The organism is Pseudarthrobacter sp. TE3704 (genome assembly GCF_056279405.1).
The window spans coordinates 83,047-101,527 of sequence record NZ_JBWCCJ010000011.1; the positions used below are offsets into that span (position 1 = coordinate 83,047).

The following is an 18,481-nucleotide window of genomic DNA, read 5'->3' on the forward strand; positions in this document are numbered from 1 at the left end:
CCTTCGCGACGGCGGCGGCGTGAGTTGACTCGTCATTTCAGTGGCCTTCCCAGCTGCAGCGCTGCGATTCGCCGAATTCCGGCGACGCCGTATTGGCTGATGGTTATTGCCGCCACTGCGACGACAAGGGTGAAGCCCTGGATCATGATTCGCGCGCCCGTGGGGAACCCGGCCACAACCAGCGCCTGATCGAGCAGCTGCAGGAAGACACAGGATACGAGCAGGCTCGCGAGACTGGTTGGGCCGCCACTGAAGGTGAGTCCGGCGATAGCCACGGCCGTCACCGTCGCCAGTTGGTAGGGCGCGCCGATGGAGATGTCCGGGGTTCCGATGAACCCGGCGACCAGTACCCCGGCGATACCGTAGAGGAGGCCGACGGCGGCGAACGTGCTCATCTGTACCAGGGTGACCCGGACCCCCAGGGCGTTCGCTGCCCGAGGATTCGATCCGACCTGAGCGACCCTGCGCCCGGCACGGGTGTAGGAGAGAACCGCCGCAAGGATCAAGCCGACGATAAGCGCGGCCATGAAGCACATGTTGATGTTTAGAAGGGACCACTGGGCTACTTGCTGCAGCTGCTCCGGTGCTTCCCCAGTCAGCGAGAAGGACACCCCGGTCCACAGAAGCATCCCTCCCGTGACAATTCCGTACGTAGCCAGTGTCACGATGATCGAGTTGAGTCGAAGAACGCAGATAAAGAAGCCGTTGACGATACCTATCACCATGGACAGCACAAGGGCTGCGGGAATAACGAGCCACAGGTTCGCTCCCGGCACACCGTAGTGAACTACTACCCCGGCCGAGGCAGCAACCACAGCAGAGACCGAGAGATCGATTGCGCCCAACATCACCACGAGCATCTGACCCATCGCTGCCAAAGCGAGGACACCCGCCAGGGCACTGACGACCCGTACTGAATTGCCGCCCAGGCTGGCGGGGGCAATTACCACTGCGAAAAGCAGCAGCAGGAGCAGCGCGCCCCAGCTGGCTAGATACCGGGCGGGAAAGCGATACTTCAAATCCGTCAGCCGGTTTTGGGAGGCAGCCGGCGGAATATAAGTCGGGCCGTTTCTTGTCACATCGGTAGTCATCGCGGATTCCTCCGCAGGGTTTTCAACACTTCTTTGAACCTCCGGGTCAGAAGCAACATTGCTTCACTGAAGTTTCGGCCAGAGCGACCGAAGGATTGGTTCGCGCAAATTGACTGCACTTTCCTCCACATAGCGCGAACGTGTTGTATGTCACAAGTGGTTTAACTCATGCTCAAGGCGGGAGTCTTCCCCGCCGATGAGCGGGCAAGGTACTCCCGCCTCTGAGCTATCCATCCGATCCCCAGCGAAACCAGGGATAACGGCTCCCGGCCCGTTCGCTTTATCCGCGCAGGAGCCGATCCCGATGATTGACACTATCCCACATTACGAGATATTGTTCAAGCGTGAGCAAGGACACAAACGAGTTCCTGTCGACAGGGAGATGACGCCAAAAGCTGACTTCTCGCCATTCCAGGGAGGCTCTTCATGCTTCGTCACCTTCGGCGGGGGTTCATGCTTTTGCCATATGTCCCAGCTGGCTATTTCTTGGGCGCCGGTATCAAAGGAGAGCCATGCGCGCCACTAAACATCCCAATGAGGAGTTACTTCCATGAGAATGGCATCCCGGGCCCGCACAGGGCCCAATAAGAACCGCCCGGTTCTTCAGCTGCTGGCAGCATTTCTGCTGGCGGCCTTGCTGGCTGGCTGCTCGACGACGACGGGCCCGTCAGGCGGCTCGGGTACCAGCGGGGCCGCGTCCGGCGACGACATCACCGCAGAGAGCGTGGACCAGCAGGCCCTCGCGGCCACGATCAAGAAGACCTTCCTCACGGACATCCCCGTTTCCGACCTGGACCCCGTTGTGGCCGATGCCATGGCCGCCGCTTCCCGGTCGTTTACCCAGGAGCAGAATGAATTGTTCAAGACCTGCCTCCAGCAGGGGTCCTGCGACACCGGCCGCGGGTCCCTCACCGTGGCCTTGGCGATGCAGAACGCCAATCCCTGGGTTAGCGTCTTCCGCGGTGAAGCCACGGCGCAGGCTTTGGCCTATCCGCAGGTCAAGAGGATCGTATACAACAACGCCAACGGTGACGTGGCGGCGGTGCTGGCGAACCTGCGGAGCCTGATCGCGCAGAGAGTTGACATCATCGTGACCGACCCGGTTTTCGGCGGCGCGATCGCGTCCGCGCTTCAGCAGGCCAAGCAGGCAGGAATCACGGTCGTCACGGTCAACAGCGAACTCCCGGACGACGCGGCGTCGTCCGTGTCCGCTCAGGTCCCGCTGTCGCTCTGTGACCTCTACACCGAGGGCGCCCAAGCCTTGGTAAAGGAACTGGGGAACGACAAATCGTACGCCCTGTACACCGGCATCCCCGGCAACAGCAGCGCTGCTGCATGGCAGCCGTGCGCAAAAAAGGTCCTTGACGGTGCCGGCTGGACCCAGGTCACCGAGGGTTTCACACAGTGGACCCCTCAGGGCGCAGCGCAAGCGGCGAACGCACTCCTGGCCTCCGGCCAGGAGCCAGCAGCGATCATCTATGACTACACCACCGACGACTTCGCGAAGCCCTACATCGACGAGGGCAGGACGCCTCCAGCGTTCTTGAGCGACGTCATGAACTACTCCTGGCTTTCACTTGTTCAGCAGGCCAAGCAAGCCGGTACCAATGTGACCTCCTGGCTCGCCAGCAGCCATGTCTGGTTCGGCCGCTTCGGAGTCACCGCCGGTGTCAAGATCAAGGAAGGCCAGCAAATTCCCGCCGAGGTCCCCGTGCGCGTGCCCACCGTCGAAACTGGCTCAGTGCTCGAGACGAACAGCGCGGACATCCCCTCAAATGTCCCCGTTTCCACCCTGCTCACACCCGAGCAAATGAAACTCGCGCTGGCAGCACCGTAAGCAGGACGGTCCTCACAAAGCCGCGGGTCCCATCATCCGGAATCCCCGGCTCTTGGGAAGCAGCGCATGGCGCTTCCTCCGCAGCAGACAAAACACGCCGCTGAGCTCGCACTACGCGGAATGCCCCAGAGGCTCTATCACTGCCTTGCCCAGGCTCTCCTGAGCCTGCCCGTATGTCACAGCTTGTCCACAGGTGCCCACATCAAAGAAGAGCCGTGGGCGCCCCAACCCATCCATGAGGAGTCACAACAATGAAAAAGGCATCCCCGGCCCGCACAAGGCCTTTCAAGAACCGACCGGTTCTACAGCTGCTGTCAGCGTTCGTGCTGGCAGGGTCCTTGGCAGCCTGCTCGACGACAGGGTCCTCTGGCGGTTCAAACGCGCCTGCGACCGCTTCCGGCGAGGACATCACCGCAGAGAGTGTCGACCAGCAGGCTCTTGCGGCCACGATCAAGAAGACCTTCCTAACCGACATCCCCGTTTCCGACCTGGACCCGGTAGTGGCCGACGCCATGGCAGCAGCCTCAAAGCCACTGACACCCGAGCAGAACGAACTGTTCAAAACCTGCCTGCAGCAGAGTTCCTGCGACACCGGACGCGGCTCCCTCACCGTTGCCATCGCACTCGAGAACAGCAACTCCTTCGCCAGCATCATGCGTGGCGAAGCCACCGCCCAGGCACTCGCGTACCCGCAAGTGAAAAAAATCGTGTACAACAACGCCAACGGCGACGTCGCGGCAGTGCTGGCGAACCTGAGAAGCCTGGTGGCACAGAAGGTCGACATCATCGTGACCGACCCGGTCTTCGGTGGAGCCATCGCATCCGCGCTGCAGCAGGCGAAGCAGGCAGGGGTGACCGTTGTCACATACAACACCCCTCTTCCCGGGGATGTAGCGTCTTCCGTGTCTGCGCAGGTCCCGCTGGCGCTCTGCGACCTGTACACCGAAGGCGCCCAGACCTTGGTAGATGAGCTTGGAAACGGCAAGACCTTCGCCCTCTACACCGGCATCCCGGGCAACAGCAACGCAGCAGCATGGCAGCCGTGCGCAAAGAAGGTCCTCGAAGACGCCGGCTGGACCCAAATCACGGAGGGCTTCACGCAATGGACAGCACAAGGCGCAGCGCAGGCCGCCAACGCCCTTCTCGCATCGGGTCAACAGCCTGACGCCATCATCTATGACGACACGACCGATGACTTCTTGAAGCCCTACATCGCCGACCGCAAGACACCCCCGGCCTTCCTGAGCGACGTGATGACCCACTCGTGGTTCACAACTGTTCAGCAGGCGAAGGACGCCGGAATCAATCCGAAGTCCTGGCTCGCAAGCAGCCATGTCTGGTTCCCCCGGTTCGGCGTAACGGCCGGAATCAAAATCAGGGAGGGCCATCAGGTTCCCGCTGAGGTGCCCGTCCGGGTACCGGTTGTCACAACCGATTCGGTCATGGACACCAACAGCCCGGAAATCCCCTCCCGTGTTCCTGCTTCCAGCCTGCTCACGCCCGAGCAGATGAACCTCGCACTGGCAGCACCGTAGACACGGGATCGCCCTCACAAGCCGCGGGTCTCACCTTCCGGGACCCGCGGCTCTTGGGAAGCAGCGCACTGCGCTTCCTGCACAGCAGAGAACGCACGCCGCTGAGCTCGCAGAAGCGGATTTGCACCAGGTGCTGAGTCACTACCTATTGCTTAGGCACTACCCGGCACTGCCCGTGTCCAGCTTGTTATGGCCGCCCACATCAAAGGAGAACGGTGTGCGCCGCTACCCCCATCCATTGAGGAGTCACACCAATGAAAATGGCATCCCCGGCCCGCTCAGGGCCACCCAAGAACCGGTCGGTTCTACAGCTACTGTCAGCGTTCGTGCTGGCAGCGTCGCTGGCAGCATGCTCCACGACCGGGTCCTCCGACGGTGCAAACGCGCCTGCGACGGCTTCCGGCGAGGACATCACTGCAGAGAGTGTGGACCAGCAGGCCCTCGCGGCCACGATCAAGAAGACCTTTCTGACCGACATCCCCGTTTCCGATCTGGATCCGGTAGTGGCCGACGCCATGGCAGCTGCCTCGAAGCCGCTGACACCCGAGCAGAATGAACTGTTCAAAACCTGCCTGCAACAGGGTTCCTGCGACACCGGGCGCGGCTCCCTGACTGTTGCCCTGGCAATGCAGAGCAGCAACGCGTGGGGCAACATTTTCCGTGGCGAAGCCACGGCACAGGCGTTGGCCTATCCGCAGGTCAAGAGGATCGTCTACAACAACGCCAACGGTGACGTGGCGGCGGTTCTGGCGAACCTGCGGAGCCTTATCGCCCAGAAGGTCGACATCATCGTGACCGACCCTGTCTTTGGCGGAGCCATCGCGTCCGCCCTGCAGCAGGCAAAGCAGGCAGGGATCACCGTTGTCACGGTAAACACACCTCTACCAGGTGACGCAGCGTCGTCCGTGTCTGCCCAGGTCCCGTTGGCCCTTTGCGAGCTCTACACGGAAGGCGCCCAGGCCTTGGTCGATGAGCTCGGGAATGACAAGTCCTACGCGCTGTATACCGGCATACCCGGCAACAGCAACGCCGCGGAATGGCAGCCCTGCTTGAAGAAGGTTCTCGACGGTGCCGGCTGGACCCAAACCACGGAGGGCTTTACGCAATGGACAGCTCAAGGCGCAGCGCAGGCTGCGAACGCCCTTCTGGCCTCGGGACAGGAGCCTGCGGCTATCATCTACGACTACACGACTGATGACTTCCTGAAGCCCTATATCGACGATCGCAAGACACCTCCAGCCTTCCTGAGCGACGTGATGAACCACTCCTGGCTCACCATGATTCAGCAGGCAAAGGACGCTGGAATCACGCCCAAGTCCTGGCTCGCGAGCAGCCACGTCTGGTTTGGTCGGTTTGGCGTCACCGCCGGGATCAAGATCAGGGAAGGCCGCGACGTTCCCGCCCAGGTGCCTGTGCGGGTTCCAACCGTTTCAAGCGATTCGGTGCTTGATACCAACAGCCCGGACATCCCCTCCAGCGTCCCTGTTTCAAGTCTGCTCACCCCTGAGCATATGAATATCGCGTTGGCAGCACCGTAAGCAGGTTCAGTTTAACAAAGCCGCGGGTCCCACCCTTCCGGACCCGCGGCTCGTGCAATCGCAAACTAAGCGGTGTCCACGGGACGGCTGGCCGTCCTTGAACCTGATCAAGAAAAAAGGCAGCACCCCGGGTCCATTGGACCCGGGGTGCTGCCTTTGGAAATAGAAAGGGCTAGCCACGGGGGGCCAGCGCGCGTACCAATTCAACGGCATCGGGAACAGTCTCAAGATTTCGCGCGATGCGTTCTGCGGCGGCGAGCTGATCGGCTGTCGGGCGCGTGACAGAGGCAGTTGCACAGTCTTTGAACTTCTTCGTAATGGCCTGCCAGTCCAACGGGGCTTCCGGGTTGCCGGGGACACCAGTCCCCACCTTGTGGAATTTCCTGCCGTCGGTCATTTCGAGCTCTACGCGACCTGGAGGCAGCTCAAGCTTCCAGTCAAGACTTGCGTCGTCGATGGGGACAATTTTCTGTGCCACGGCCAGGACTCTGGGATCTTTCAGCGCTTCTTCAGTGAAATGTGACACCTGCACGCCCCGATGAACGGCCGCTACGGCCACCAGGAAGGGAAGGCTGAACTTGGCGTCCACCAGCGTTGCCGGAGCGCGCCTCTCCCCCAGCGGCCGACACATCAGATCGTGATAGTCGCCGACGTAGAGACGGATTTCCCTAACGTCGTCGAGCAGAAGGTTGTTCTCGTTCAACAGCTCAATAGTGGCGTGGATGTGGCTATGGGCTGTGCCCACGGTAGGCCAGAGCTTATACAGGGTTCCGCTGCCTTTGAAGTCTTTCCCCAAGCCCTCGAGGATGGCTTCGCGATCGTATCGGCCGTCGAAGTAGGTGTTAAAGAATCCATATTGGCCCTCGAAGACGGTCGGGACACCGGTCACGCCTTTCTGGGCGAGCAGTACAGCGAGAACGGCACCTTTAGCTGAGAACCCCGCATACATTCCGCGGACATTACCGCCCGTTCCGGCGACAAGCTCCATAAGCCCGGACGACTGCATAGTAGCGATGCCAAAGGCATTGATCATCTCTTCCCGCGTCAGGTGCAGCAGGTGGCCCGCGGCAGCAACAGCGGCGAAGACTCCTATCACGGGTGAAAGATTCCAGTCCTTTTTCCATCCAACATTGCAGCGCAGGCGGGCGAAGATATCCTGTCCGGCGGCGACTGCGGCGATCATGTCCTCACCTGTTACACCCCCGATGCGTTCGGCAACGGCGAACGCCGCCGGGACGATGGAGCTGGACGAATGCTGGCCCCAGGGGGTTTGATCGTCGTAATCCAGGCAGTGCGCCATGGCGCCGTTCGCGAATGCAGCCATGATGGCCGGGGCCATGCCGCCGAAAGCGAGTATCGAGGATTCAGGCCGACCGGCGCTCTCTTGGACAATCTCCACCAACCCGCGAACGGCCGGTTCGGTTCCACTCGCGGCAAGGATGACCCCGAACGTGTCCAGGATGCTCTTCTTTGCCGCCTCAACTGCATCGGGAGGCGTTTTTGCGCAACTAGTCTCAGCGACGAAGTCCGCGAAGTGTTCAACCAAATCACTGGAAAGCAAGGGCATGGGACACCTTTCGTTTTGGAAGCTATAAAAACGCAGGAATGGGAAAGACAAGGTCGCAGCTGTGGTGGACAAGATGCCGGGAAGGCGCTCTTGTTACCGCCGACCGCGTCGACGATTTGGCTGGCCCGCGTCTTCCCTTTTCATCCTCGATGATGAATTAGGAGTAACAGCCAGTCATTGACCAAGTCCCACAATGCAGGATATCATCAAAACGCACAACGGGACCATGCACAACATTGCCAAAGCTGCGAACTAACGCCGCTAAAAAAGCCGCTTGCAACTTCAGATCGACACGATTTGTCCAGGTCGTGAGAAGCCAGTTGAGCTACGTTCCCCCAGTGTTCACGCCGCGCCCATCGAACAGCAAGCCGAAGGTAGTAAGACGCATGACCGAACAATGTCGATCGAACCAGTGCAAAACGTGCACTCTCGGCCCAGCCAGCCACGCGCGTATTTCAGGTGTCAACCCGGAACGGGCATTGCTGCCTGTCGCTCCCCCTGCCCGAGCCACGTCCGGCAGCGCCCCGTGCCCGACGCAACCGCGACGGGAGGGGCAGTAACTGTGAAAGCTGTTGTTTTCCAGGGCGAGGGCAGGCTCGAGATCCGCGATTATCCGGACCCGGTACCCGGACCGGATGAAGTGGTCATCCGTATGAAGGCCTCCGGTATGTGCGGGAGCGATCTTCATCACCTTCACGGTCCGCTGCGCACCGGAAGTGAGTTGGTGATTGAAGGGCATGAGCCCTGTGGAGTTGTCGAGCTTGTCGGCGACGCTGTACGGCCTACCGAGGCCGTGGTTGGGGACCGGGTCATGGTCCATCACTACGACGGGTGCCGTACCTGCCAGTACTGCCGTTCAGGCTGGACGCAGTACTGCCCGAATGCGCGCATCGTTTACGGCGGGCTGAACGGAGATGGCGGGCATGCGGACTTCATGAAGGTTCCTGCGCACACGCTCATCAAATTGCCCGGCAATCTCTCGTTCAAAACCGGAGCGGCCATCTCGTGTGGCACCGGAACGGCGTTCGCAGCGATCAAGAGGGTCGAACTTTCCGCCGACGAGACCGTAGCAGTCTTTGGTCAAGGACCGGTTGGACTAAGCGTCACTATGCTGGCAAAAGCCTTCGGCGCCAGGGTCATCGCCATCGACGTCGAGCCTTCACGGCTGGACATGGCCAAGCAACTCGGAGCGGACCACGTGGTCAACTCCCTGGAGCAGGACCCCGTTGCCGCTGTACGTGAGCTGACCCGGCGCAGTGAAGGGGCGGACAAATCAATAGAATGCAGTGCCATTCCCGCCGTACGCCGGCAAGCGATACAAGCAGTCCGGCCTTGGGGCACCGCGTGCATGGTCGGAGTCTTCGGCAAAATCGATCTGGACAGCGAAGAACTCATCCATTTGCATAAAACAGTGCTCGGCTCACTCACGTTCAGCAAGAACCAGCAGGAAGACTGCGCCCAGTTCATCGCCGAACGAGGCCTGGACGTTGAATCCCTGTTCACGAACGAGTTCCGCTTGGCCGAAGCAGAGCAGGCCTACGAGCTGTTCGATCAACGCAAGATCGGCAAAGGCGTCTTCATTTTTGATTGACGCAATGCCAAAGGTCATCTGAGAGGAAAGTCATGACCGCCACCGAGCAGAACTTCGCTTTGAGCGAGCAGGCGCAAGAGTTCCTGTCCCGCGATGTGCACCACCTCTTTATCGATGGACAGCGGGTCCCGGCGGCGTCGGGGAAGACACTGACCACCACCACCCCGTCCACCGGCGAGATCCTGGCACGGTTTGCTGCCGGCGGTGAGGCCGACGTCGACCGTGCGGTCCTCGCTGCACGAAAGGCGTTCAAGGGCCCATGGAGCACCTGGACACCCTATGAGCGCCAGGGGTTGCTGACGCGCATCGCCCAGGTCCTTGACGAAAGATTCGAGGAACTGATCCAGATCGAGGCACTGGACATGGGCGCGCCGATCTCAAGGCTGCGCAACTCCAAACCCGCCCTGATGAAGATGCTGGCATTCTTCGCCGGACAGGCCACCAACATCTCCGGCGAAACGCTGATGAACGGCATCCCCGGCAACGTCGCGACAATGACGTTGAAGGCACCCGTTGGGGTGGTTGGCGGCATCATCCCCTGGAACGGCCCGCTCGGCGGCCAGTTTTGGATCATTGGCGCTGTTCTGGCCAGCGGCTGCACCACCGTGCTCAAGCCGTCGGAGGAGGCCTTTCTGTCGGTTTTGCGGGTTGCCGAGATCCTGCACGAGGCCGGCGTCCCGGCAGGCGTTATCAATGTCGTCACTGGGTTGGGCAGGGATGCCGGCAGCGCGCTGGCGGCCCACCCCGACGTGGACCGCATCGCTTTCACCGGTTCGACTGAAACCGGCCGGCGCATCATCGAGGCGTCCACAACGAATATCAAAAAGCTGCAGCTGGAACTGGGCGGCAAGTCCGCAGACATCATCTGCGCCGACGCGGACCTGGACAAAGCCGTTCCCGGCGCCGCGATGGGCGTTTTCGGCAACTCAGGGCAGGTTTGCTATGCCGGGACCAGGGTGCTGGTTCAGCGGTCCATCGTTGATGAGTTCGCCAAGCGGCTGCTGGCCTTCATGAAAACCCAGCGGGTCGGGCACAGCCTGGACGACGCGGCCACGATGGGCCCGGTCATCTCCCAGCGCCAGTTGGACACTGTCCTGTCCTACATCGATATCGGCAAGAACGAAGGGGCCGAACTGCTTCACGGCGGCCAACGGCTCGGGGACGAACTCGGAAACGGATACTACGTGCAGCCCACCGTCTTCGGTGGCGTGACCAACCAAATGCGGATCGCCCGCGAAGAGATCTTCGGCCCGGTCCTGTCGATCCTGCCCTTCGACGACATCGACGAGGCCATCGCCATCGCCAACGACAGCGACTTCGGCCTCGGCGGAGCAGTATGGTCACAAAGCCTCTCCACCGCCCTTCGGGTGGTCCACGGCGTGCACACAGGAACCATGTGGGTGAACTGCTACGGCTACATCGACCCCCTGGTCGGATTCAGCGGCACCAAAATGAGCGGCTACGGATACAAAGGCACCACCGCACACATGGACAACTACCTCTACACCAAAAGCGTCTACATGCAGCTCTAACCACGCCAAGCCGGGCTACTACGAAAAGGGGAATAGGACGCAGTCATGGCAGGAAGCGTTTTGCTGACCAGTACCGACGAGTTGGCAGAAAGCCAGGACAACACTGGCAGTCTGGCGAGGATGGTCAATGTTTTGGAGCTGTTTACCGACACAAAGCCCGTCTGGTCTGCAGCTGCCCTCATTGAGGCTCTCGAGACCTCCCGCTCGACGGGATACCGATATATCAAGATCCTGCATGACGCCGGCCTGCTCACTGCCGTGCGCAACGGCTACTACAGCCTCGGCCCGCGGATCATCGAGATGGACCTGCGGATTCGCCAGACCGACCCACTTCTCCTGGCAAGCCAAGGCGTGCTTGAGGATCTAGTGGACAAGATCGGACACTCCGCTCTTCTGCTTACAGCGTTCCGTGACTCGGTCCTGTGCATCGGAGAGTACCGCGCCCCACTTAGTCCTGCCAACCGCTTCAACCGCGGACAGCGGCGCTCATTGTTTCAAGGAGCAGGGTCGAAGGTAATCCTGGCCCATCTCCCCCACCACAGACTGAAAGCCATCTACACCCGCCACAGGACCGAAATCGAAGACGCCGGACTGGGTGGCACATGGAGCGTCTTCCGCAAGACCTTGGGCGTGATCAAAAAAGACGGCTACCTCCTGACCCGAGGAGAGTTCAACCCCGGCGTCTGCGGCGTCGCAGCACCAATTCTCACCGGCCAGAAAACAGCCCTGGGCAGTGTGGGTGTCGCGTGGAATGAAAAGGAGCGGCGCGACGTCGACGTCCAGCAGGCAGTGCTTGCTGTTGAACAGGCAGCAACGACCATATCCAAACGCCTCCTGGAGAACAGCACTCATCTTGAGCCGGAAGGGCCGCCGGTGGTCAGTGCCCTTCCATCGCCGCAGACCATCTCAAGGTAGCCGGCGATAATACGGGCAAAGACCCGTTCCCCCAAGGCGTCCAGTTGGCTTGGGGGAACGGGCGGCCCCTATGTGCGGCCAGGAATCTATACCTCAGGGGTGCTTCAACTCGCCCTCAGCAAGAGGGAAAGAAGTGTAGACGAACGTGGCAGGTCGGGGCTGCAGGTTTCGCAGGTCATGCATACTGCCACGCAGAACGATCGAGTCCCCGAAGCCCAGCGTCACCTCGCCGTCCTCAAGTATGAAGTCGAGTTCACCGTCGAGCATCGTTATCACGTGCAAAGAGGGGTCGGTATGCAGGTCCGGTCGTGCCGGCTCCTTGCCGTCCGCTGCCGGTACGGTGAGGATCCGAACAACCGCTCCTTCCGTCGGCGCCGCCGGCCCCAAGGTCCACCCCGGCTCCGGTCGATCGTTCGGCTTGGCGGGGATACTCCGCTGCTGCCACAACTCCTGCAGCACAATTCCGTTGGGGAGACGGGTGGAGGGGAGGTTACGGTCGTCAGAGGTAACCGTTGACGTTGAGCTGTCGTTGAGGCCGACGATTACTCGACGGGCCATAAGCAGGTCAAAACTCTCGTGTTGCATAAGATCTTCCTCTCTGTTTGCCGCACGTAGAGTGTCAGCGAATCACGCTGACGTGAACCGCTGAGACCACACAGGGCTTATCAGTCCGGTTCCGCCACGCGTGTTTGGTGCCCCGTTGAACGATGGTGTCACCCTGCCTCATGGTCGTCTCGCCCGTGTCGAGCAATACAATCGCCTCCCCGGAGATGATGGTGACGATATCGACCGTGTCCGTTGTGTGCATGCCAGGGGCGTCCGTGGGGTCAACTGCGTCGCCGGCACCCGACTCGGCCAGAATCCGCGCGTAGCCCCCTTCGTAGTCCCATTCGCTGTCGGGAGCAAAGGCAGTGATTACGTAGTTGTACCCCGCTGGAGGTGGCGGGATGATGGAGGCGTCACCGGGGCCGTTCGGTGCCATCACCGGCGTCGGCACCTCCGTCGCCTGCCACAGGTGGTTCCGGGTATAACCGTCGGCGACGAGGCGGTCAGTCGTCGGACTGTCGCTGACAAACGTCGACCGGCCATCGGAATCGAGCCCGGTAACGATGAGGCGGGACTGAAATTCTCGATGTTCTCCAACCATGATGATGGTCCTTTCCAGAGGTGTTCTCGTTCTTTTAACGCAAGGAGGGCTTTGCGAACCTTCCGGCAAAGGGCCCACCTTGCCCTATTGGGGGTTGAGGTCCCCCTGCTGAGTGGCCTGGCATGGTCACGCGCACCTTCCGGAATTGACTATGTCCCAGATTACAGGATATCGTCAATTCTTACATGGAGCTGTGTGCACCGTCACAGCCCACCTGTCCGGCTCATTGAGCTGGCGGGCACTAGCAGCCCACACCGCTGATCTTGATCGAAACGGTCGACCCGGGTCGAGAAGGACCAGTTCAACACACCGTCGTGTTCGCGCCGCTGCGCATGGAACACCCAAACCTAAGGTAATAAGGCATGAACGAACAATGTCGATCGAACCCGCGTGGAACGCGGGCACTTAGCCCGGCTAGCCGCTAGGAGATCTTGTGTCTAACAGCTCACTCTCCGCAAAGGGTCTAACCGCAAAGGGCGGCCAGGAGGACCCGAGGACGTTCCTGTTCCGGCTAACCATGATCGCCAGCTTGGGCGGTCTGCTATTTGGCTTCGACACGGGGGTGATCGCAGGAGCATTGGTGTATCTGCAAGAGGACTTCCAACTGACCCCCGTTACCGAGGGACTGGTCGTTACTTCACTGCTGTTCCCCGGTGCAACCTCAGGTGCACTCCTGGGTGGGCCCATTGCTGACCGGATTGGACGAAAGAAATCGCTGGTTATTGCCGGTGCAATCTTCGTAATCGGCACGGTCGTATGTGCTCTGGCGCCGAACATCGCCATCCTTGTCGTCGGGCGCATCGCACTCGGCTATGCCGTCGGAGTCGCATCCGTCGTCGTTCCGCTGTATCTCGCCGAGATGGCACCGGCCTCGCAGCGCGGTCGCATTGTCACGGTGAACCAGCTCATGCTGGTCATCGGCCTGTTCCTGGCCTTCGTTATTAACGCAGTACTTGCCAACCTGATCAACGACACCGTCGTGTGGCGCTACATGCTTGGTATTGCTCTTATTCCGGCCATCGGGCTCCTCCTCGGCATGCTTGCCCTGCCGGATACGCCCCGGTGGTACGCGAGCAAGCAGATGTGGGCTGAAGCAAAGCGCACCCTGCAGCGGGCACACCTCGCAGACAGGGTCGAAGACGAATACAGGCAGATCACGGACATCGTCAAAGCCGACCACCTCGAGGGCAAAGTCTCCATCCTCTCAACCCTCCGCAGTGAACCCTGGATGAAGCGCTTGATCCTTGTCGGGATCATCCTGGCAATCGCCCAGCAGACCACAGGCATCAACGTCGTCATGTATTACGCGCCGACGGTGCTAGAGGACTCCGGCCTAACGCGCTCCGCCTCGCTGCTCGCCTCAGTGACCGTCGGAATCGCGATGATTGTCTTCACCGTAATCGGCATGTGGATTCTCGGGCTCATGGGACGTCGCAAAATGATGCTGCTCGGGTTCGGTGGCGTTGCAGCCTCGCACCTTGGACTTCTCTTCACCTACCTGCTGCCCGAGTCGAACCTGCGTTCGTACCTGATCCTGCTGTTCATGCTCTTGGTGACGGCGTTCATGGTGACCTTCTTGGGAACCACGGGCTTCCTCGTGCTCTCGGAACTGTTCCCCTTGCCAATCCGCGGGTTCGCCATGGGCGCTGCCCTCGGTGGGCTATGGATCGCCAACTCTCTCATCTCGTTCCTTTTCCCTATTCTCGCTGAGCAGTTCGGCTCTGTCGCCGTGTTCTCCGGATTCCTGGTGCTCAACGTGCTGGCGGCGCTCTTCGCGTTCCGCTATATCCCGGAGACCAAAGGACGCACTCTGGAAGAGCTGGAGGTGGAGCTGCGTGACCGATACAGCGGCGCGGCTACTAACAGCCGTGAGGTAGCAACGCCTTAACCACCCCTTTCGCTCCTGTCGATCCCGCCGTCGAATCAGCCGGCGCCCGAGCTCACCCACGTCACCAACAGAAAGTGATTCTTAAAATGACTGAACCCAGGTTCGCCGGAAAAGTTGCCTTCGTGACTGGCGCCGGCAGCGGCATCGGCCGTGCCACAGCGCTGGCCTTCGCGACCGAAGGCGCTAACGTAGTGCTGGCCGACATCGATACGGCCGGCAATGACGAGACCGCTCGACTCGCCGCCGAGCATGGCGGGAAAGTACTGGCCGTGAAATGCGACGTTACTTCTTCCAGTGACATCCAGGCCGCCATCAACCAAACCGTTGAACAGTTTGGTCGCCTCGATGTTGCATTCAACAACGCCGGTATCGAACAACCCGCAGCACCCCTCGTTGACATCTCCGAGCACGAGTGGTCGAGAATCATCAACATCGACCTGAGCAGCGCCTTCCTCTGCATGAAGTACCAGATCCCCGCGATGCTTGAACACGGCGGTGGCTCCATCGTCAACACCTCATCAGGTGCCGGCGTCATCGGAATCCGGGGACAGGCTGCCTACGTCGCCGCAAAGCATGGCCTGATCGGCCTGACGAAATCAACGGCTCTCGACTACGCCGCGCAGGGCATCAGGGTCAATGCTATTTGCCCGGGCATCATCGAAACACCGATGATGGACAGATTTTCCGGCGGCACCCCGGAAGGCCGGGCCCACGTAATCGGTCAGGAACCTGTCGGCAGGATGGGCAGCCCTGAGGAAATCGCTTCGGCCGTACTCTGGCTCTCTTCTGATCTCGGTTCATTTGCAACAGGTCATGCAATGGTCATCGACGGTGGCCAAACAGCAGGAATCTGACATGCCCTCCGGCCGGCGGCCGGAACCCATCACCACGGCGTTTTCATTTTGTTTGACGGAATGCCAAAGGGTCATCTGAGAGGAAAATCATGACCGTAACCGAGCAGAACTTCGCTTTGAGCGAGCAGGCGCAAGAGTTCCTGTCCCGCGATGTGCACCACCTCTTTATCGATGGACAGCGGGTCCCGGCGGCGTCGGGGAAGACACTGACCACCACCACCCCGTCCACCGGCGAGATCCTGGCACGGTTTGCTGCCGGCGGTGAGGCCGACGTCGACCGTGCGGTCCTCGCTGCACGAAAGGCGTTCAAGGGCCCATGGAGCACCTGGACACCCTATGAGCGCCAGGGGTTGCTGACGCGCATCGCCCAGGTCCTTGACGAAAGATTCGAGGAACTGATCCAGATCGAGGCGCTGGACATGGGCGCGCCGATCTCAAGGCTGCGCAACTCCAAACCCGCCCTGATGAAGATGCTGGCATTCTTCGCCGGACAGGCCACCAACATCTCCGGCGAAACGCTGATGAACGGCATCCCCGGCAACGTCGCGACAATGACGTTGAAGGCACCCGTTGGGGTGGTTGGCGGCATCATCCCCTGGAACGGCCCGCTCGGCGGCCAGTTTTGGATCATTGGCGCTGTTCTGGCCAGCGGCTGCACCACCGTGCTCAAGCCGGCTTCGGAAGCTTCCCTGTCAGTGCTGCGGGTTGCCGAGATCCTCCACGAAGCCGGCGTTCCGGCAGGCGTCGTCAACGTCGTCACCGGCCCGGGCAGGGATGCCGGCAACGCGCTGGCCGCCCACCCCGACGTGGACCGCATCGCTTTCACCGGTTCGACCGAGACTGGCCGGCGCATCATCGAGGCGTCCACAACGAACATCAAAAAGCTGCAGCTGGAACTGGGCGGCAAGTCCGCGGACATCATCTGCGCCGACGCGGACTTGGACAAAGCCGTGCCCGGCGCCGCGATGGGCGTTTTCGCCAACTCCGGGCAAATCTGTTTCGCCGGGACCAGGGTGCTGGTTCAGCGATCCATCGTCGATGAGTTCACCACGCGGCTGCTGGACTTCATGAAAACCCAACGGGTCGGCCACAGCCTCGACGACACCGCCACCATGGGCCCGGTCATCTCCCAACAGCAACTGGACACTGTCCTGTCCTACATCGATATCGGCAAGAACGAAGGGGCCGAACTGCTCCACGGCGGCCAACGGCTCGGGGACGAACTCGGAAACGGATACTACGTGCAGCCCACCGTCTTCGGTGGCGTGACCAACCAAATGCGGATCGCCCGCGAAGAGATCTTCGGCCCGGTCCTGTCGATCCTGCCCTTCGACGACATCGACGAGGCCATCGCCATCGCCAACGACAGCGACTTCGGCCTCGGCGGAGCAGTATGGTCACAAAGCCTCTCCACCGCCCTTCGGGTGGTCCACGGCGTGCACACAGGAACCATGTGGGTGAACTGCTACGGCTACATCGACCCCCTGGTCGGATTCAGCGGCACCAAAATGAGCGGCTACGGATACAAAGGCACCACCGCGCACATGGACAACTACCTCTACACCAAAAGCGTCTACATGCAGCTGTAGGCACCGGGCGGACCTACCGATGCAGGTTCATGCATAGGGCTTGCGGATACAAGCGGGCCTACCGATGCCTGCTGCCTCAATTCGCTTGCGGCAGCAGGCATCGCCCGTCCCCGTGTCCGCGGGCATCACGCAGCTACGCAGTATAATGGTCAGCACTACCGGTACCCGTCGTATAAGCCGCCGATCGTCTAAGAGCTCTTAGAACAATAGTTAGCTGGCGCGTCGGCTTGCTTGGTAGCCCGCCAACGTGGACTCTGATCGCCCGTTGTCCGGGTGACACAAGGAAAGGGATGGGAGTCACGTCATGGGAGGACGCGGTTCATTGGATGGCGTTGCGGAGGCTACTGCGGCTCCAGACAGCGCTGGCAGTCTGGCCAGGATGCTGAACGTCCTGGAGCTGTTCAGCGAAGCCGAGCCTGTTTGGTCAACAGCGGACATTATCGAGGCTCTGGAGACTTCCAGATCAACGGGGTACCGGTACATCAAGACCCTTCATGATGCAGGGCTGCTCACCACGGTGCGCAACGGGTACTACAGTCTCGGCCCTCGGATCATCGAGATGGACCTGCAGATCCGCCAGACGGACCCCCTGCTCCTGGCCAGCCACGGCGTCCTCGAGGACCTGGTGGACAAGATCGGGCACTCGGCCCTTCTGTGTACAGCGTTCCGTGACTCCGTCCTGTGCATCGGAGAAGCACGCGCCCCGCAGAGCCCGGCCAACCGGTTTAGCCGCGGCCAGCGGCGCCCCTTGTTCCAAGGGGCAGTATCGAAAGTCATCCTCGCCCATCTCCCCCACCACCGGCTCAAAGCCATCTACGCCCGCCACAGCACCGAAATCGAGGAGGCCGGACTGGGTGGCACATGGAGCGTCTTCCGCAAGACCTTGGGCGAGATCAAGAAAGACGGCCACCTGCTGACCATGGGAGAATTCAACCCAGGCGTTTACGGCCTCGCAGCACCCATCTTCAACGAACAAAAGACAGCCCTGGGCAGCGTCGGTGTCGCATGGGATGAAAAAGCTCGGCGCGACGTCGAGGTCCCGCAAGCTGTCCTCGCGGTCAAGCAGGCGGCAGCGATCATATCCGAACGCCTGGTGGAGAACCAGCAGAGTTCGTAAACCGGAAGCATCAACGCCCCACGCCGCCGCCGGCTCCGCTCGGTCATGGCATTTTGATGCCTGCCGTACGCGTTGACGGACCCTGAACCAGCATGCGACTGAAGCGCTCATTCGATTCTGCACGTGGTGCAGAATCGAATGAGAACGAGATATGTACAAGAACAGCCAAATTCAGCACCCTGAAGATGATTGGGGTTCTCCTGTGAGTGGCGTGTGGGGTGGGGTTAGCTGCTGTGGGTGTAGCCGCCGTCGCAGGCGATGGTTTGGCCGGTGATGAATG

General features: G+C 60.9%; 14 protein-coding genes. 10 read left to right on the forward strand and 4 right to left on the reverse strand.

Annotation, left to right across the window (positions count from 1 at the left end; genetic code table 11):
- Positions 1–32 precede the first annotated feature (32 nt).
- Positions 33–1,091, reverse strand: a complete 1,059-nt coding sequence (locus tag ACZ9BC_RS21475) for an ABC transporter permease (protein WP_430225961.1) — start codon at positions 1,089–1,091, stop codon at positions 33–35.
- A 550-nt stretch (positions 1,092–1,641) separates the two neighbouring features.
- Between ACZ9BC_RS21475 and ACZ9BC_RS21480 the strand changes: the two genes are divergently transcribed.
- The 3 genes from ACZ9BC_RS21480 to ACZ9BC_RS21490 all read left to right on the forward strand — a co-directional run bounded on the left by ACZ9BC_RS21480 (position 1,642) and on the right by ACZ9BC_RS21490 (position 6,001).
- Positions 1,642–2,928 carry a substrate-binding domain-containing protein gene (locus ACZ9BC_RS21480; RefSeq protein WP_476247724.1) on the forward strand — a complete coding sequence of 429 codons (1,287 nt, stop codon included), beginning with the start codon at positions 1,642–1,644 and terminating at the stop codon, positions 2,926–2,928.
- Positions 2,929–3,179: 251 nt separating this feature from the next.
- Entirely contained in the window at positions 3,180–4,463 is a 1,284-nt protein-coding gene (locus ACZ9BC_RS21485; RefSeq protein WP_476247725.1) for a substrate-binding domain-containing protein, read from the forward strand.
- 254 nt (positions 4,464–4,717) lie between these two features.
- Positions 4,718–6,001, forward strand: a complete 1,284-nt coding sequence (locus tag ACZ9BC_RS21490; RefSeq protein WP_476247726.1) for a substrate-binding domain-containing protein — start codon at positions 4,718–4,720, stop codon at positions 5,999–6,001.
- Between the two features lie 172 nt (positions 6,002–6,173).
- Here the strand turns inward: ACZ9BC_RS21490 and ACZ9BC_RS21495 are convergent, their stop codons facing one another.
- Positions 6,174–7,568 carry an MmgE/PrpD family protein gene (locus tag ACZ9BC_RS21495; RefSeq protein ID WP_476247727.1) on the reverse strand — a complete coding sequence of 465 codons (1,395 nt, stop codon included), beginning with the start codon at positions 7,566–7,568 and terminating at the stop codon, positions 6,174–6,176.
- A 526-nt stretch (positions 7,569–8,094) separates the two neighbouring features.
- Between ACZ9BC_RS21495 and ACZ9BC_RS21500 the strand changes: the two genes are divergently transcribed.
- From ACZ9BC_RS21500 to ACZ9BC_RS21510, 3 genes are read left to right on the forward strand one after another with little or no spacing between them, the layout of a single operon-like run.
- The gene (locus tag ACZ9BC_RS21500; RefSeq protein WP_476247728.1) at positions 8,095–9,159 is read left to right on the forward strand and encodes a zinc-dependent alcohol dehydrogenase family protein; all 1,065 of its coding nucleotides are present in this window, start codon (positions 8,095–8,097) and stop codon (positions 9,157–9,159) included.
- Between the two features lie 32 nt (positions 9,160–9,191).
- On the forward strand, positions 9,192–10,691 hold the full coding sequence (locus tag ACZ9BC_RS21505) for an aldehyde dehydrogenase family protein (RefSeq protein WP_476247729.1): 1,500 nt from the start codon (positions 9,192–9,194) through the stop codon (positions 10,689–10,691).
- A 45-nt stretch (positions 10,692–10,736) separates the two neighbouring features.
- Entirely contained in the window at positions 10,737–11,606 is an 870-nt protein-coding gene (locus tag ACZ9BC_RS21510; RefSeq protein ID WP_476247730.1) for an IclR family transcriptional regulator, read from the forward strand.
- A 93-nt stretch (positions 11,607–11,699) separates the two neighbouring features.
- On the opposite strand, the gene ACZ9BC_RS21515 is transcribed toward ACZ9BC_RS21510, so the two are convergent.
- Together ACZ9BC_RS21515 and ACZ9BC_RS21520 are read right to left on the reverse strand one after the other, a co-directional pair.
- Positions 11,700–12,191: a cupin domain-containing protein gene (locus ACZ9BC_RS21515; RefSeq protein WP_476247731.1), complete on the reverse strand. Its 492-nt coding sequence runs from the start codon at positions 12,189–12,191 to the stop codon at positions 11,700–11,702.
- Positions 12,192–12,225: 34 nt separating this feature from the next.
- Positions 12,226–12,753: a cupin domain-containing protein gene (locus tag ACZ9BC_RS21520; protein WP_476247732.1), complete on the reverse strand. Its 528-nt coding sequence runs from the start codon at positions 12,751–12,753 to the stop codon at positions 12,226–12,228.
- A gap of 433 nt (positions 12,754–13,186) precedes the next feature.
- On the opposite strand from ACZ9BC_RS21520, the gene ACZ9BC_RS21525 reads away from it, so the two are divergent.
- From ACZ9BC_RS21525 to ACZ9BC_RS21540, 4 genes are all read left to right on the forward strand, one after another.
- The gene (locus tag ACZ9BC_RS21525) at positions 13,187–14,641 is read left to right on the forward strand and encodes a sugar porter family MFS transporter (protein WP_476247733.1); all 1,455 of its coding nucleotides are present in this window, start codon (positions 13,187–13,189) and stop codon (positions 14,639–14,641) included.
- A gap of 86 nt (positions 14,642–14,727) precedes the next feature.
- A complete protein-coding gene (locus ACZ9BC_RS21530; protein ID WP_476247734.1) occupies positions 14,728–15,495 on the forward strand; it encodes an SDR family oxidoreductase in 768 nt (255 codons plus the stop codon).
- Positions 15,496–15,584: 89 nt separating this feature from the next.
- Positions 15,585–17,084 carry an aldehyde dehydrogenase family protein gene (locus tag ACZ9BC_RS21535; RefSeq protein ID WP_476247735.1) on the forward strand — a complete coding sequence of 500 codons (1,500 nt, stop codon included), beginning with the start codon at positions 15,585–15,587 and terminating at the stop codon, positions 17,082–17,084.
- 379 nt (positions 17,085–17,463) lie between these two features.
- Complete coding sequence (locus ACZ9BC_RS21540) at positions 17,464–18,201, forward strand: IclR family transcriptional regulator (protein ID WP_476247736.1); 738 nt, start codon at positions 17,464–17,466, stop codon at positions 18,199–18,201.
- Positions 18,202–18,481: the final 280 nt, after the last annotated feature.